This window comes from Streptomyces sp. NPDC001717 (assembly GCF_042892775.1).
Lineage (GTDB): Bacteria > Actinomycetota > Actinomycetes > Streptomycetales > Streptomycetaceae > Streptomyces.
In genome coordinates this window covers 33,386-48,440 of sequence record NZ_JBIAUK010000018.1, presented here as the reverse complement: position 1 = coordinate 48,440, position 15,055 = coordinate 33,386, and the positions used below count along the sequence as shown (strand labels likewise).

The 15,055-nt window shown below is 71.4% G+C and carries 14 protein-coding genes; 5 read left to right on the top strand and 9 right to left on the bottom strand.

Annotated elements, in window-relative coordinates:
* Positions 1–272: 272 nt before the first annotated feature.
* Genes ACFYZL_RS25545 through ACFYZL_RS25525 form a run of 5 tightly spaced genes read right to left on the bottom strand, consistent with a single transcriptional unit; the run spans position 273 to position 5,750 of the window.
* Positions 273–1,796, bottom strand: coding sequence for an SCO6880 family protein (locus tag ACFYZL_RS25545; protein ID WP_388681975.1), 1,524 nt, complete (start codon positions 1,794–1,796; stop codon positions 273–275).
* Position 1,797: 1 nt separating this feature from the next.
* The gene (locus tag ACFYZL_RS25540; protein ID WP_388681972.1) at positions 1,798–3,612 is read right to left on the bottom strand and encodes a hypothetical protein; all 1,815 of its coding nucleotides are present in this window, start codon (positions 3,610–3,612) and stop codon (positions 1,798–1,800) included.
* A gap of 55 nt (positions 3,613–3,667) precedes the next feature.
* Positions 3,668–4,450, bottom strand: a complete 783-nt coding sequence (locus ACFYZL_RS25535; RefSeq protein ID WP_388681969.1) for a hypothetical protein — start codon at positions 4,448–4,450, stop codon at positions 3,668–3,670.
* 3 nt (positions 4,451–4,453) lie between these two features.
* The gene (locus tag ACFYZL_RS25530) at positions 4,454–4,795 is read right to left on the bottom strand and encodes a hypothetical protein (RefSeq protein WP_388681967.1); all 342 of its coding nucleotides are present in this window, start codon (positions 4,793–4,795) and stop codon (positions 4,454–4,456) included.
* Between the two features lie 16 nt (positions 4,796–4,811).
* Complete coding sequence (locus tag ACFYZL_RS25525; RefSeq protein ID WP_388681965.1) at positions 4,812–5,750, bottom strand: hypothetical protein; 939 nt, start codon at positions 5,748–5,750, stop codon at positions 4,812–4,814.
* Positions 5,751–6,009: 259 nt separating this feature from the next.
* Here ACFYZL_RS25525 and ACFYZL_RS25520 point away from each other — a divergent pair, with 259 nt between their 5' ends.
* From ACFYZL_RS25520 to ACFYZL_RS25500, 5 genes are all read left to right on the top strand, one after another.
* The gene (locus ACFYZL_RS25520) at positions 6,010–7,137 is read left to right on the top strand and encodes an NlpC/P60 family protein (RefSeq protein WP_388681962.1); all 1,128 of its coding nucleotides are present in this window, start codon (positions 6,010–6,012) and stop codon (positions 7,135–7,137) included.
* Positions 7,134–7,742, top strand: a complete 609-nt coding sequence (locus ACFYZL_RS25515) for a hypothetical protein (protein ID WP_388681959.1) — start codon at positions 7,134–7,136, stop codon at positions 7,740–7,742. The genes ACFYZL_RS25520 and ACFYZL_RS25515 overlap by 4 nt, the downstream gene beginning before the upstream one ends.
* A gap of 1,174 nt (positions 7,743–8,916) precedes the next feature.
* Positions 8,917–9,165: a hypothetical protein gene (locus ACFYZL_RS25510; RefSeq protein ID WP_388681956.1), complete on the top strand. Its 249-nt coding sequence runs from the start codon at positions 8,917–8,919 to the stop codon at positions 9,163–9,165.
* A gap of 1,764 nt (positions 9,166–10,929) precedes the next feature.
* Positions 10,930–12,846 carry a tetratricopeptide repeat protein gene (locus tag ACFYZL_RS25505; RefSeq protein WP_388681953.1) on the top strand — a complete coding sequence of 639 codons (1,917 nt, stop codon included), beginning with the start codon at positions 10,930–10,932 and terminating at the stop codon, positions 12,844–12,846.
* A 540-nt stretch (positions 12,847–13,386) separates the two neighbouring features.
* Positions 13,387–13,677, top strand: coding sequence for a hypothetical protein (locus ACFYZL_RS25500; protein WP_388681950.1), 291 nt, complete (start codon positions 13,387–13,389; stop codon positions 13,675–13,677).
* 2 nt (positions 13,678–13,679) lie between these two features.
* On the opposite strand, the gene ACFYZL_RS25495 is transcribed toward ACFYZL_RS25500, so the two are convergent.
* The 4 genes from ACFYZL_RS25495 to ACFYZL_RS25480 are packed head-to-tail and all read right to left on the bottom strand — an operon-like array spanning position 13,680 to position 15,013.
* The gene (locus ACFYZL_RS25495; RefSeq protein ID WP_384743493.1) at positions 13,680–13,973 is read right to left on the bottom strand and encodes a hypothetical protein; all 294 of its coding nucleotides are present in this window, start codon (positions 13,971–13,973) and stop codon (positions 13,680–13,682) included.
* The gene (locus ACFYZL_RS25490) at positions 13,970–14,353 is read right to left on the bottom strand and encodes a hypothetical protein (RefSeq protein WP_388681947.1); all 384 of its coding nucleotides are present in this window, start codon (positions 14,351–14,353) and stop codon (positions 13,970–13,972) included. The genes ACFYZL_RS25495 and ACFYZL_RS25490 overlap by 4 nt, the downstream gene beginning before the upstream one ends.
* Positions 14,354–14,384: 31 nt before the next feature.
* Positions 14,385–14,759 (bottom strand): PIN domain-containing protein, encoded by a 375-nt coding sequence (locus ACFYZL_RS25485; RefSeq protein WP_388681945.1) that lies wholly within the window; start codon positions 14,757–14,759, stop codon positions 14,385–14,387.
* Positions 14,756–15,013: a hypothetical protein gene (locus ACFYZL_RS25480; protein ID WP_384743500.1), complete on the bottom strand. Its 258-nt coding sequence runs from the start codon at positions 15,011–15,013 to the stop codon at positions 14,756–14,758. The genes ACFYZL_RS25485 and ACFYZL_RS25480 overlap by 4 nt, the downstream gene beginning before the upstream one ends.
* Positions 15,014–15,055 lie beyond the last annotated feature (42 nt).

Here is a 15,055-nt window from a genome sequence, read left to right as displayed (position 1 = left end):
CGTTCGCGGTGTCCGCGCGTACGACCTCCGTACGGGGCGCAGCCGCGGCCCGGCCCGCGAACGGCTGCGACCAGCCCTTCCTCGGGGCGACCCGCATGGAGGTCGCCGGGTCCTCGAGGAGGCGGGCGCGGCGCAGTTCGCGGGCGGTGGGCTGCGGCGGGACGGGTACGGGCGGCCGGTCGGCGACGCCCGCGGCCTCGTCGAGGCTGATGGCGTGCAGCAGGGTGTCGCCGGCGGGGCGGCGTGAGAAGAGATCCGTCAACAGGCCCACGTCAGAACCCCATCCGCCGGTCGGGCAGCCCCTGGCCGAGCGGGAGCGCGCCGGCCGCGAAGCCGGTGTCCTGGGCGCCCCACATGCGGCGTACCTCCAGCCCGGAGGCGGCGGCGTCCGCCTGGAGTTCGGCGCAGGCGGTCTCCAGCTCGTCGAGGTCCGTGACGGTCACCGTCAGGACGGCGGTCATCCGCAGGACGCCCTGCCCGGACGCGCGGGCGGCGTCCTGCCGGCGGGCGATGGCCTCCTCGCGGCGCTCGTCCTCGCTCTCGTCCCGGCCGGACTTGGCGCGCAGGTGGCGGGCGGAGCTGCGCTTGGCCTTGTCGCGGGCCAGTTCCTGGCGGGCGCGGCGCGGGCCGATGGGCTCGTAGAGGAGGGTCATGGCGCGGCGGGCGTTCTGCCGGGGCCACAGCAGGGGCTGGAGGATCGTCGCGTACACGGCGGCCTGGGGCCAGGTGCGGACCTGGTACGAGACGGACCAGGCGCCGTCGTGCCGGTAGACGCCCCAGGCGGTCTCGGCCGCGGCCGGACCGGCGAGGTCGGGGTCAACGCCGGGCGGGGTGCCGGCCCATCCGGGCGCCTGGGCGGCCGCATTGCGGGCGGCGAGGGACTGCTGGGCCTCGGGGTCGTAGGCGGTGCGTACGGTCTGGGCCACCTTGCGGGGCGGGAGCCACTCGACGACCTGGAGGCTCGCCGTCGACAGCCCCTGCCCCATCGCGTGCAGCTCGCGTACGAGGACCGCCGCGGCCCCGATCTGCCCGCCGCCCGCACCCTTGATGGCGAGGCGGGCACGGGCGGCGGACAGCGTCACGGTCAGGTACGTCTCACGGGCGGCGGCCGCCGGACCTGCGCCGTCCATCAGCTCGGTCAGCGCGGTGACGGCGGCGGCCGGGGCGTCGGCGGTGATGTGGCGGGCGGTCCAGGAGGCGAGGGCCGCGCCGTCGTCGGGCAGGCACCGCTGGTGCACGGCGAGGCGGGTGACGGGGGAGTCCTCGGTGCAGTACCCGCGCAGGAACTGGGCCCAGGCGGCCACGCGTGCGGCCTGCTTGTCGGTGTCGACGAGGGCGAGGCCGGGGAAGGTGATGCGGGCGATCGCGCCGTACGTACCGGCGACGGGGTCGTGGACGACGCCGAGCTGCCCGCCGAGCCCGTCGGGGGCGTCGAGGATCCGTACGCGGGCCAGGACACCGGGCAGGTCCATGGGCTGGCGGCCGGTGGCGGCGGAGCGCGGGGCGAAGGCGCCGGAGAAGAAGAGGTTGCGTCGGGTGGCCACGGAGATCTGGTGCCTTACTGCGAGGGAGATCCATTCATCGGCGCTGAGCCCCGTGACCCGCCCGAAGGCCAGGGCCAGGAGGAGCAGGGCGAGCGGCACGCACACGAAGCTCGCCTGCCAGCCGACGTTGAACGGGAGGAGCGCGAGGAGGGAGGCGGCGGCGACCATCGCGAAGCCGGGGCCGGACAGACGGCCCATGAAGCCGGTCGTCTCGGACTGCCAGCCGCCGTAGGAAACGGGCTGCGAGGACACGTCATACCCCCTTCGGGGAGGCGGGGGCGGAGTTGGGGGCGGAGTTGGAACCGGCGGCGGCTTCAGGGTCCAGGTAGTGCGGCACCTCGGCCGGCGCCCCGACCGGCACGGGCGCCGAGGGCTGTCGGCGCGGCGGGATCAGGACGTGCCGTCCGCCCGCGACGCCCTGGTCGAGCCCGGCGTGGGCGGCCGTACTGGAGAGGCCGGACTCCAAGGTGTCCTTCCCGACGGCCACGACCTGGAGGCCGAACGCCGCCATTCCCAGGGCCTTGCCGCCGAACCGGGCCGCGGACTGCGCCGCTCCGGCGACCCCGCCGCCCCCGCCCGCGGAAGCGACTCCCGGGCCGCCGGCGTTCTCGGACTCCAGCGCCTTCGTATAGGCCGGGCCGCCACCGACCGATCCGGCGCCGCCGGGGTCGGGCCGGTAGCCGCCGGTCATCGAGGAGGCGGAGGAGCCGATCGAGCTGATCCAGCCGGAGGCCATGGAGGTGCCCGCGCCATTCGTCGTGAACACCATGAACTTGGCCAGGACCGGCCAGCACAGGCTCGCCGCGAGGAACATGACGAATCCGACGAGCATGTTCTGTACGCCCTTGCCCTCTGCCATGGCGAAGTGGCCGATCGAGAAGCAGACGACGATCGCGGGCTTCATCAGGATCAGTGAGATGAGCGCGTTGCGGGCCTTGGGCCACCACTCGGAGGTGGTGTCGGAGAGCTGCCCGGCGAGGGTGATGGGCATCGTCGCGATGATCACCATGATGCCGACCTGCCGCATCAGGACCTCCACCCACAGGGCGGCGATGGCCAGGATGCAGACGATCCCCATGACGATGACGACCCCGACGGCGGAGGCGGCCACGCCCTCACCGGCGATGAGGGCGCCGCCGATGGTGGCGGTGCCTCCGCCTCCGGTGACCAGTCCGCCGAAGAGGGTGCCGAGCTGCTGCTGCATGGCCTTCGTGGCCGCGGCCTCGCCGCTGCCACCGCCGTGGAAGGTCTTGTTGACGATCCAGATCGACACCTCGTCGGACCACCGCAGGGCGGTCTGTGCCACGACCCAGTAGACGGAGGAGATGACCGCCCACTTGGCCAGGCCGATCAGGGCGGTCGCGGCCGGGGCTCCGTTGTGGCTGACGGCGACCTTTCCGAACTGGATGAGCAGGAGGAAGGCGGCGAGGACGGCGGCGAGCGAGGTCATCATCAGGTTGACCTTCGCGATGCCCGTCTCGTGCAGGTTGACGGAGGAGGTCTCGTTGAACAGCGACGCGAACTGCGACAGCAGCCAGACGACCGATTCCCCGATGTAGGAGGCGGCTTCCTTCAGCGCGTTGGAGGCGAACTCGGAGAACTTGGCCTCGGCCCACTCCATCGGCCCCTTGGCGGGGACGCCGTACTCGTCCTCGCCTTCCTTCTTGCAGACGGTGAACGGCCGCCGGTCCTTCGCCACGCAGTCGGTGATGAGCCGGTTGAGCGGCTCGTAGTTCTTCCACTTCTTGTCGGGATAGTCCCTGCGCCACTGTTCGACGCGGCGGAGTTCGGCCTCTGTCTGGTCCTCGGGAGCGCAGTTCCTGGCGCCGTTGCCGTCCGCGCCTTCGCAGATGGGGATCCTGCCGGGGATGTTCGGGTCACCCGGTCCCGGAGTGTGGCACCTTTTGACGTTCTTGACCTCATCGACCAGGCAGTACTTCCCCTGCGAGTCGAGGCCGATGGGCTCCGCTTGCCACTGCTCGGGAATGGGGTCGGGCGGACCGACCTTGGAGTAGTGGCTCGAATCGTCAGCTGCGACGGCGAGGGACAGGCTGGCGCCTGCGCTCAAAAAGGCAAACAAGGTCCAGAGCAGTACGAGAACGCGGGAGGCACGCTGGAGGTACTCAGGAGGCATGCCGCACCTGGACCCATTGGTCCTTCCAGGCGTACGGGCTGTCGGGTTCGTAGGCGACGGGGAACGAGCGCAGGGATTCGAACTCGTCGGTGAACTTCCACGCCCCGTCCTGCCACTTCACGACGAAGTCGACCATGTCGCCGCGCAGGGGGTTCTCGTCACGGCCGCCCTTCGGGCCGGTGGCGTAGCGGTCGTACGACACCCAGACCTGCATGACCTCGCCGACAGGCAAGCCAGGGGCATGGACGGTGGTGGCCCGCGCTGCATTCACCGTGGTGGTGAAGTTGATGTCGGCCGAGATTCCCCCTGAGGGCGGCAGGCCAAGCACCTCACGCATCCGACGGATCTCCGAGACCCGCTTGTCCACGTAGCCGGGTGAGTCCTTGGACGCGACTGCGGTGAGCTGCTGAGCGGCCTTCTCGTCATCGAGCCAGGCGTACTCCTCCCAGAAGTAGACGACGGCAGAGATCCCGCCTCCAGGGGAGGCCGGGAAACCGACGGCCACACCGTCCTTGTGGCCCGTGGGTTTGTCCAGCTTCCACTTCTTCCCCTTCTCCGGGGTCATGAGACCGCCGGAAGACGCCTGCGTGCTCTGTGGCGCGGGCACGCCGGCGGAGGCGCCAGGACCGGCATCCACCCGGCTCTTGCTGTCGTCCCGCATCAGCGTGGCCGCGGCGAACCCACCCGCAACGAGCAGCGCCGCCACCGCAACCACGACCGCCGCGAGGACAAAACGAGCCCTGCGGGCCTTCAGCCCAGCGGAGGAGTCCATGGCTCAGCCGCTCGTCATGGTGAAGACGGCCAGCACCAGCGAAGACGTCAGCCCGATGCCACCCGCCCCGATCAGGCTCCACAACACACTCTGCTTGCCCCGGGCGGCCAACGCCGCCCGCTCGGTGTTGTGGCCCACCGCGACCAGCGCCCAGCCGGCGAGACCGCCGAGAATCGCGAGGGTGAGGCCGCCACCGGCGGTCCAGCTGAGCATCGTCTTGACGGGCTTGTTCACCTCCTTCGGCAGCGCCGGATCGAAGTCGGGTACGGGTCCGACGCTGTCTGCCAGGGCAACCACTCCGGGGTCGCTCGCAAGGGTGTGCAGTGTGGTCAGAAGCTGGCTCATATGGAGTGATTCCTCGTCAGACAACAGGTACGACAACGGCAGGCGCGACAAAGGCAGGCACGGCAACTGCAGGCGCGGCAAGAGCGGGGAACGGCGAGGGCTGCGGAGCGTCCGGCAACGGGTCGCCGAAGGCATGACCGGCCGCACAGAGCACGGCGGTCGCCAGCTCCCGGGCTGCCTGGCGGGTACGCGACCGGACCCGGGCCGGCTGGGCCTGTAGCCCGTGGGCACGGATGTCGGCGTCGTGGGGGAGGTGGACAACGGCAGCCGCGCGGCCGGACAACATGGTGGCCGCGGCACGAGCAACGGCCGGGAGACGCCCGTCGGACCCGGCCACCAGCACCACGACCGTGCGCTGAAGCGGAAGACCCTCGGCATGCAGGACCATCACCGCCTGCTGGAGGGCCTGTACGCCGTCCGCGCCGGCCCGCGCGCACAGCACCGGAACGGTGAAGGGCAGCTCGCACCAGGCCCGGGTCAGGCTGGGCGCGCCCGAACAGCGAGCGGCGAGCAGATCGTGGGCGACGGGGTGGGCGGTGTCGGCCACCAGGACCTGCCACCCGCCCGCGGCCGCCAGCTGGTACCAGGCAGCCGCCTGCGCCGGCAGACGCAACGGAGCCGCATTCCATTCGCGCCCGTCGGTCAGCACCGCCCATTCGCCCTGCGGAGCGCGTCGTACGGCAGCGGCCGCCCGAATCCGGCTTCGGGAGAGCGGTACGTCATACGACAGAGCGGCGAGGCCGGCAGCCTGCGCTGCCCCGGTCCAGGCGGGCCAGGGTGAGGTGAGGCGGGGAGCCAGGTCGGCCACGACGGTGTCGGCGGCCGCGGCCAACTCCTCGGCGAGCAGGTGCGCGACGGTCGACCGGCCGCTGCCGCCCGCCGCGGCCATCACGGGTACGGCAAGGCGCGAGGCCGCGCCGAACCCCGGAATCGCCTGATGACCCTTCTTGCCCACCCATCCCCCCGCGCACACATTCGAAGTCATCACTAGTGTGAATTTCACACGCCCGACACCCCTCGGCCGACCCACACCGACGCCCCCACACCAGCCATCCCGACAGTCCTGTCAGGCATTCAGTACCCAGCCGCAGCGAGAGGGAATGGCATAGTGTCACGATCCGTGACGCGATTCCACGCGGGAGTCACAACCGGTCACGATGGCTGAATTCGCTCTTACTGAACGCAAATTCGAAGGATGACCAAGGGGGCTCGGGGTGGGGGCGAAGCGATGGATGGGGCTCGCCCTGGCCGGGGTGGTGGCGACGCCGCTCGCCCTCGGGATCGGCGTCGTGATGCTCGTCGCCGCGGTCGCCGAGGACGAGGGCAAGGGCCGCGACCTCGGTACGTGGCCGACGGCGGGCTCCTTGCGCATCGGCGGCCACGACGGGGTTCCTGCCCAGTACGCCCCGCTGATCCTGGCCGCGGCCGCCGACTGCGGGGAGGGGCTGCCACCGGCGATCCTGGCCGCACAGCTCTGGGCGGAGTCGAAGTTCGACCCCACGGCCATTTCCCGTGACGGCGCGGGCAACCCGATCGCGTACGGGATCGCGCAGTTCGTACCGGGGACCTGGGCGAGCCAGGGGATGGACGGCGACGGTGACGGCGACCGGGACGTGATGGATCCCGAGGACGCGATCCCGAGCCAGGGCCGCATGATGTGCGGCCTGCTGCGGAAGGCGAAAGCACACCCCGAATACGACGGGTCGGCGATCGAGAAGGCACTGGCCGGCTACAACGCGGGCTGGGGGAGGGTCGAGCAGTTCGGCGGCGTCCCGCCGGTCACGTTCGCCGAGGGACAGACGTACAACTACGTGAAGTCGATCCTCGCCCAGTCCGTGAAGTACACCGCCCCGGGCGGCACCGGCAGCGACGGCGGGCCGGTGGAACTCCCCGCCGGCTTCGAACTCCCGCCGAACGCCCCGCCCCAGGTACGCACGGCGGTGGCCTGGGCCCTGGGCCGCAAGGGTGGCTGGTACCAGCTCGGCGGCGACTGCACGGACGCCCATGGCCAGAACCCGCGGCGCTGGTGCGACTGCTCGTCGCTGATGCAGCAGGCGTACAGGGCGGCCGGCGTCACGATCCCCCGGGTCACGTACGACCAGATCAACCTGCCCCTGAAGGTGGACCTGGACAGCCCGAAGCCCGGCGACCTCGTCTTCAACGCGGGCTCGGACGGCTCGGCGGCGAGCCCCGGGCACGTGGGGATGTACATCGGCTCGGGCCTGCTGATCGAGGCACCTCGAACCGGCGTCCGTACGCGGATCGTCCCGTACGGCAGCTGGCGCAACTCCACGAACTACATGACCCGCGCGACGGGCATCCGCCGGGTGGTGAGCTGGTGACCACCGACTCGAACACGAGGCCCCGCATGCACGACGAGCCGCTCTTCCGCCCTTGGGGCATCGTCGACCCGGCCTTCTGGGCCGGCCCGCCGGCGCCTCCGCCCCCGGCCGATCCCCCCGCCCCGGCAACCGAGCCCGCACCGCCCGTCAGCAGCACGGTTGCCGATGAGCTGGCCGCCATCCAGGCAGCCGCGGCCTCCGACCTCGCCCGGGCGAACACCCTCGCGGAAGAACTCGACGCGACGACCACCGCTGCGAGGGGCGAGCGCCACATCGACACGCTCCGGGTACGCGAGGTGCGCGCCTACCTGGTCCACCTGACGGGCCACCACGACACGGCGGTGGCCTGGTACCTACACGTGGTCCACCTGCACGCGGACCTCCACGGCCCGTCCCACGAGGAGACGACCCTGGCCGTCCGCAGGGCGTACAGCATGTGGAAGTCACTGCCGGCCTCGGATGCGCAGCGGCTGGCCGGTGACCTGATAAAGGCGTTCGCCGAGGTACCGGGGGCGGGGGCACAGGCGATCCAGCGGATACGGGGACACCTGGGATCCCTTCGGAGGCCCGTCACCGGAGGGACCCCAGCGGCACCTGCCAGTTGATCCTTGGCCGGCAGCACGCCGAGGACGAACTTCACTGCAGGAGCCAGCGTGCGCGGGAAGCAGGCTTACTGACCTGGCAGTTTATGTGCGCGCATGGGCGCGTGAAGTGACTTTCACCGAAACCGACATGCATGACATCTCCTTCCTTATCATCGCCGACTGTTTCTCCAGCCCGAGACGGGTACGCCGGTCACAGCCCCGCCGCCCGGCCCCGGGCCCAAAGGGTTCGGCCCACACATACGACTCCTGCAGCACGTACAGCGATGCACTGTTGCGGCCAGCTATCGGCGCTGCGGTCTCGCAGGCCGCAGGTCCGGGGGTGGTGAAGCGCGACGTACCCGGGGTGCCCGCACCCGCGCGCCTCAGCCCCAGAATGTGCGCCCAGCCGATAGCCGCACGCGGTACCCGGTGCACAGGGGCTACTCCGCACCACAGACGGCATCAGCCACCCTGTCGATGCGACCGACAGCAACCATGCTCAGCCCGCCGCCTTCCCACCGGGCTCACGCGACGAGCGAGCACCGGAGCGAAGCGCAGGGCGCAGCAGAACCGTGGGGCCCGCGCCCGAAGCTCCGCACACCAACCCACTACTACGGCGGCCCCGGCTTCGTTCGAAGCCGGGGCCGGCAATACCGCACCCCATTCAACGCCCGCCAGGCCGTCTCTTCCGGATCTTGCCTGACCCGCGATGCCGGCACGGCACCTCGTCGTGTCGCGCGCGTGCGACCAGTACGAGCTGCGACGCTCCGCCTTGCGGTGCATCGCACCAGACGCCGCGAGAGTAACCGGCAGGGTCCGGAAGAGACTGCCTCGGGCACCGAGAGGTCCGCAGCAGGCTGGACGGGCGTTCATCGAGGCGAGTGCGAGCGCGAGCACGAGCGGGCCGGTGGGCTTGCGACTACTGAAGTCGAAAGCCTGATGCCGGTCGGAACGTCCCGCTCCACGGGCGCGCAGAGGTCAATCCAGATAGGGAAATAGGCGTACTCGTCCTCTCGCCCGTTACCGCTGCTACCTTTTCGCGATACGGGAGTTGGGGGAGGCGATGGGCATGGGTCCGGAGGACTCGGCGGCGCCGGCCGCGGCAGCCGGAACCGGGGTGGTGCAAACGGCGGATACCAGCGCTGGGGATGCGTTCCGGGAGGCGATCGCCGGCCGGTTCGGCCGTGGGGACCGTGTGCGCCGCCGTGCGGAGCTCGAACGCCTGGCCCGGACCGAGGCCGCCCTCGAAAGGGCCGGTGAGACCAGTACGGAGGCGGAGGAGCGGGCCGGTCGGGCCGCTGCCTGGGAGGCCGATTTCAGGCTTCCGCCGGCGAGTACGGGCGACCGCGAACGGACGGCAGCCGCCGATCGGTTGCGGAAGCTCCTCGACGGCGGAACCACAGCCCCGGGAAGCGGCGTGATCCACGACCGCGCCGCAGCATGAACACCGCAGGCATGCCGGGCCGGGAAGGCGGCGATGGCGTCCACCAGACGGTGATCGTCGAGAGCGGGTACGGGTACGGCGTGATCGGGGCCGACCTGCATGTCTTCCAGGACCGCGGCCCGGTCTACCTGCTGGCCGAGTTCCGGTCGGCTCCCGGCGGCGCCCAACCGGTCCCGAAGCAGCCCAGTCGGCTGCTCCACACCCGGCACGAGGTCGTCGCCTTCACCGGCCGGGAGCAGGAGCAGGCCGAGCTCACCGCCTGGCGCGACCGGGCGGGAGGCCCGCGGCTGGCCGTCACCTGGCTGCACGCGCCCGGCGGGCAGGGCAAGACACGCCTGGCGGCTCAGTTCGCCCGGCAGAGCGCGGCCGAGGGATGGAAGGTGGTGACCGCCGTCCACGGAGCGGGCACGGTCCCCCCGGCAGACGGCAGTAAGGAGGACTTGCGGCTGCGCCACAACCGCGGGGTGCTGCTGATCGTCGACTACGCGGACCGCTGGCCCGCGTCGCACCTGAACTGGCTGTTCCAGAACGCGCTCCTGCGGCATCAGGTCCCCACCCGGGTACTGCTGCTCGCCCGTTCGGTCCAACCGTGGAGGGCGCTCTGCGCCTATCTGGAGGACCAGTCGGCCGACACCGACATCCAGTTCCTGCGGCCCCTGCCGGCCGGCACGGACGCCGGTCCCGGTGATCGGGTGCGCATGTTCACGGCGGCAAGGGACGCCTTCGCCGCCTGCTACGGCCTCGGGCCGGAGGAGACCGGCCTGATCCGGTTGCCGATCGCGCTGGACACCCCCGATTTCGGTCTTGCCCTGACCCTGCACATGGCCGCGCTGGTGGCCGTCGACGCCTGTGCGGAGGAACGGCAACAGGCCGACGACGCCAGCCGGACACCCGGGCCCGGACGCATGCCCGGGCCTCCGCCCGACCTGCCGACGGACCCGGCAGGACTGTCGGCGTACCTGTTGAACCGGGAGCTCGGGTACTGGACGCGGATGTACGAAATGGCCGCGGAGAAAGTGGATTTCGGGACGCCGCCGAGGGTGATGGCCCGCATGGTGTTCATCGCCGTGCTCACCGGGGCCATGGAGTACTCCCAGGGGCGTGCGCTTCTCGACGGCCTCGGTCTCGAACTGCCCGCCGACCGGCTGCTGGCCGACCACGCGACCTGCTACCCGCCTTCCGACGGGAGTACGGTCCTCGAACCGCTCTACCCCGATCGTCTTGCCGAGGACTTCCTCGCACTGGCCCTGCCGGGCCACGGGATCGCCGCCCATGCGGCCGCGACCTGGGCACCTGCCACGGTGGGGGCGCTCGCCGCCCTCACGCCGGAGGGCGACCGGCCCGCCCACATCGCCCGGACGGTCACCTTCCTCGCAGCGGCGGCGGGGCCGGGGCGCTGGCCCCATGTGGTGGACCACCTGTGCGGGCTGCTGCGGGCGGACCCGGTGCTGGCGGTCAGCGCCGGCAGCGCGGCGCTGACCGCGTTGGCCCAGGTACCGGACCTGGACCCGGTGGTGCTGGAAGCCGTGGACGCCCAGGTCCGTTCCGGTCCGTACTCCGACCTCGCTCCGGGGGCGGCCGCTGTGGCGGCCGGCCTCATTTCGTACCGGCTCGGCGCCACGGGGGACCCCGCCGAGCACGCCCGCTGGTACCACGAACTGGCTGTCCGGCAGACGTACGCCGGGCTCCACGGCGAGGCGCTGGACGCCGTCGAGCGGGCGGTGGCCATCCGGCGGCAGTTGGCCGAGGCGGACCCCGGCGCCCATGAGCCGGACCTGGCGCGCGCTGTTGACCCTGCGGGTCTGTCGGACCAGGCTCGGGCGGCTGGCGGAGGCCGTGGCTGCCGTCCGGGAGGCCGTGGCGATCTGGAGCCCCCTGGCCGCAGCGGATCCGGCCGCCTTCGACTCCGATCTCGCCGACGCGCTCGGGAGCCTCGCCACCGCCCTGTCCACGCTGGGGTGGCACGAGGAGGCTTTGGAGGTCGCCGAGCGGGCGGCCGACATCCAGGCACGCCTCACGGTGGTTCCGGGTCACCCCGGCGTCTACGCCTACGGCATCGACCTGGCCCATGCGCTTCACGGCCTGGCCGTCACGCTCATCCGGGCGGGGCGGTACGAGTCGGCGCTGGACGCCGCCCGGCAGGCGGAGGAGGCGTACCGAGGGCTGGCGGGGGCGAACCCCCGGTACGAGCCCGATCTCGCGACTGCCCTGGGCACCCTCGGTGTCGCCCTGGCGAAGCTCGGACGGCACGCGGACGCCTTGGAGGCCACCGAGCGGCAAGCCATGGTGTTCCGGGGACTGGCCGAGGCGAATCCGGCGGCCCACGAAGCCGATCTCGCAGGGGTGTTGAACAACCTCAGCCTCATGCTGGCTCGCGTGGGGCGACTCGCCGAGGCGTTGGCGGCGGGACGCGAAGCGGTGGAGAGGCTCCGACGATCGGTGCCGACGAACTCCACGGCCCGCCTGCCCCAGCTGGCCGCTGCCCTCGTCAACCTCGGCAGCCAGCTCGCCAAGGCCGGACGTGCGGCCGAAGCGTTGAGCGCCGTACAGGAGGGAGTGGCGGTCTACCTGGAGTTGAGCGGTGTGACGGCCACGACGTTCGAGTCCGAGCTCGCCGACGCCTACTGGCTCCTCGCCATCCAGCTCTCCGCGGCAGGGCGGAGCGGGGATGCGCTGGAAGCCTCCGCGTCCGCGTTGGGCCTGCGGCAGAAGCTCGCACAGGCGGATCCGGAGACGCATGAACCGGGCCTCGCCACGGCGCTGTCGGACCACGGTGTGCATCTGGAGGCGGCGGGACGGCGGGAGGAGGCGGTCACGGCGGCCGAACGGGCGGTGGCGCTCCTTCTCCGCCTGGTCCGGATTGACCCGGGGCGGCACGAGCGCGGCCTGGCCGGTGCGGCCGTCAACCTGCATCTCTTTCGGTACGGCCCGTTCCGGAGGCGCCGGCCCTCGGATCCCGCGGAACATACGGACCGTACGAACCGCATGAACCGTACGAACGCCACGGACCAGGGCAGGGACGTGGGGAACGGCGTCCGGGTCCCACTCGGGGCCGAGCTCGCCGAGCTGCTGGACAGTCTCGGTGCCCTTCTGACGGAGGACGGACGGAAGGAGCTGGGCCTGGCCTGCGCCGAACAGGCGGTCGCGATGTGGCGCCGGTTGACCGAGGAGGATCCCTCGGAGCACGCACCGGGTCTCGCGGAGTCGTTAGCCGGCCTCGGTGCCTGCCAGGCGATGTCGGGGAGGTGGGAGGCGGCGGCCGTCACCACCGAAGAAGCCGTGGAACTCTGGCAAGACCTCGTACGCGTCAAGCCGGGTGTCCATGAAGTCGGCCTGGCCGAAGGCCTCTCCAATCTGGGCACCTTCGCGGCAGTGGCAGGCCGCTGGACGTTCGCCGCGGACGCCGCCGAGAAGGCGGCTGCCCTGTGGCGCGCGCTCGTGGCGGAGGTGTCACCGGCCTACGAACCCCAGCTCGCGGGTGCCCTGTGGTCATGCGCCTGGATACGTCTGGAGGGTGGCTTGGCACTGCCTCCGGCTTGGACGGCGGTCACGGAGTCGGTGGCGATCTACCAGCGGCTGGTACGGAGGGCACCGGCGGTGTTCGAGGACAAGCTGCGCAAAGCGCTGGCCACGCAGGCGGCCGTGGGGGAGAAGCTGACCGGCCGCCGGAACCCGCACTGATCGCTACTGTCGGCGCAGGACCGCCTTGCCGGCCGCCCGCGCCTCGGCCGCGAGGCGGTGCCCGAGGCGTACGGGTCACCATCTCACGCTCAGGCTGCGGCCCGCGTTTTCAGAACGCGGCGTGCTGCTCTCGGTCACGTCGGACGGCCCAGGTGGGCAGGTGCCCGAAGGGCGCCACGGCATCCGGCTGCCAGCGGTCTCGCCCTGCGCCGTCCTGGGCCGCCCCACAGTGGGCGCGGCGGGCTCCTTCAGCGGTGAGCGCGCGGTTGATGCTGTGGGACATCCTCGCGTACGCGGGGAGCAGCCGGACAGCCTGAACCCGGGCGATGAGGTCATGGGGTCATCCCCGCGTAACGCGGGAAGCAGACTTACTGACCTGCCATTTTAGGCCGCCAAATGTACGTGTGGAGTGACCTTCACCGAAACCGACCTACCGAGCGTGTGGTTCGCATGCGTCCGCCGGCCCACCCGCACCGAGGTCGGGTCCGCACCCAGCAGAACAGGCTGACAAGCAACGCGCAGCAGCAGCACACTGAGCGCATGCGGTATGAGGAGAGAGCCAAGCTCGCGGGCGTAAGGGCTTTGGTCCCGCTGGGCATCCTCGTCGCCTCACCGGTACTGCTCGTCGCAGGAGCGCCGATCCGCCGTTACTACTTCCGTCACGTTTACCGCGACGGCGGCCCGCACATCCTGGACAAGGAGCGGGGTTGGGTCAGCGCCCACTACTTCGTGGTCACCAACCCTCTGCTCTGGTGGCTGTGTTGGCCCACGGAAACACTGGGCCGCCTTCTGTCACGCCGAGGTCCGGCACGGTCCGACCCGCCTCGTTGACCTCAGTCGTTCGGCGGGGCCGCGACGACAGGAGCGATGTGGGCAGTCCAGGAGCCGGGCTCCCGAGGCGGATTCCATGTCACCTCGACATCGGCATCGTGGAATTCCCGCGCGAGTCCCACCAGCATGGCGGTGGCGGCGGCTCGCGCCTCGGCGGGGGCGGCGTCGATGGGCACGTCGGAGAGGCGCCCGCAGACCATTGCGCCTTCCACGGTGAGGGTGCTGTGGCGCCAGCCTTCCGGTGTCGCCAGCAGGACGATGTCCTTCGGCAGGCCGAAGGGGATACGTTTCTTCATCTTCCGCTGCCCCTCCATCCGCCAGCACCTCCGACAGCCTCGCCCCTCTCGCCCCGCTCTCTCCCGGAAGCGTTGCCCGCAGCCGTCCACCAGGAGATCACTCGGGCGGCCATCGCCTCCGGCTCCGACGACCGGGGCGTGAGACCGAAGTGGTCCTCCAGGTCGTGCAGCAGGAAGCTCGCGATCGCGGTCTGGTCGGCGCCACCACGCAGCATGCGGAGCAGGGGCGCGAGCATGCAGTCGTACTCGTCCCGTACGTCCGCGTCCTCGGCGACGCCGATCGGGTCCCACTCGTTGAGCAGCTGCCGCAGACCGTCCTCGGCGGCATCGGGTCCGGGTCGCATCGCATCCGGGTGCGTTCCGGCGGACGCCGTCGTCATCAGTCGCCTCCGCCGTGATCCGAACATCCCGCTAGCTCGGGTTGAGGGGGTAGATGCCGGTGCCCTCGTACGCCTCGGGGGTCAGGGAGAGCACGGTGACCGGCTCTCCCGTCTTCGCGGCCTGCCAGGCGATGGCCGCGGGGTGGGTGACCGGCCAGTCGGTGGCGGGCCAGGACGCCGCGTCCAGGGCGTGCTCCGCAGTGAAGGGCACGGTCTCGGCGAAGCGCAGGCGCGCGGCGTGGGTGCCGGCGCCCGGTACCGCTCGCTCGGCGGCCAGGATGGACAGCGCCGGGATGAGGACGCGGCCGGTGCCCCGGGAGGATTCGATGTACAGGCCGGTGAAGAACGGGTCGGCCTGGTGGAGTGCGACGAGCGCGGTGTGGTCGAAGACTGCGGTCAGGCTCACGCGGCGGCGCCGCCCTGGTGGGCTCGGATCTTGTCCCAGGCGGACTGGCCGGTCTGCTGGAGCTGGTCGGTGTACTCCAGCCCGAGCTCGGCCGCCGCCTCGAGCGCTCGCTGCTCCTGCTCGGCCCGGGTCGGCTGGCTCTGGGCGAGCTCCTCCAGCAGCTCGGTGATCGTCGTACCGCGTTCCTGCGCGAGGAGGCGAAGCCGGTCGCGGGTCGCCTCGGTCGCCTTGATGCTCGTGGGCTTGCTGCTCATGGAGCGATTCTACCGCTGGTAGAACCTTGCCGTCATCGGGTG

Coding starts and splice junctions, on each gene's coding strand:
- ACFYZL_RS25530 (WP_388681967.1), bottom strand. CDS start 4,795: ATGAGCCAGCTTCTGACCACACTGCACACCCTTGCGAGCGACCCCGGA.
- ACFYZL_RS25500 (WP_388681950.1), top strand. CDS start 13,387: ATGCGGTATGAGGAGAGAGCCAAGCTCGCGGGCGTAAGGGCTTTGGTC.
- ACFYZL_RS25490 (WP_388681947.1), bottom strand. CDS start 14,353: ATGACGACGGCGTCCGCCGGAACGCACCCGGATGCGATGCGACCCGGA.
- ACFYZL_RS25535 (WP_388681969.1), bottom strand. CDS start 4,450: ATGGACTCCTCCGCTGGGCTGAAGGCCCGCAGGGCTCGTTTTGTCCTC.
- ACFYZL_RS25495 (WP_384743493.1), bottom strand. CDS start 13,973: ATGAAGAAACGTATCCCCTTCGGCCTGCCGAAGGACATCGTCCTGCTG.
- ACFYZL_RS25480 (WP_384743500.1), bottom strand. CDS start 15,013: ATGAGCAGCAAGCCCACGAGCATCAAGGCGACCGAGGCGACCCGCGAC.
- ACFYZL_RS25505 (WP_388681953.1), top strand. CDS start 10,930: ATGAGCCGGACCTGGCGCGCGCTGTTGACCCTGCGGGTCTGTCGGACC.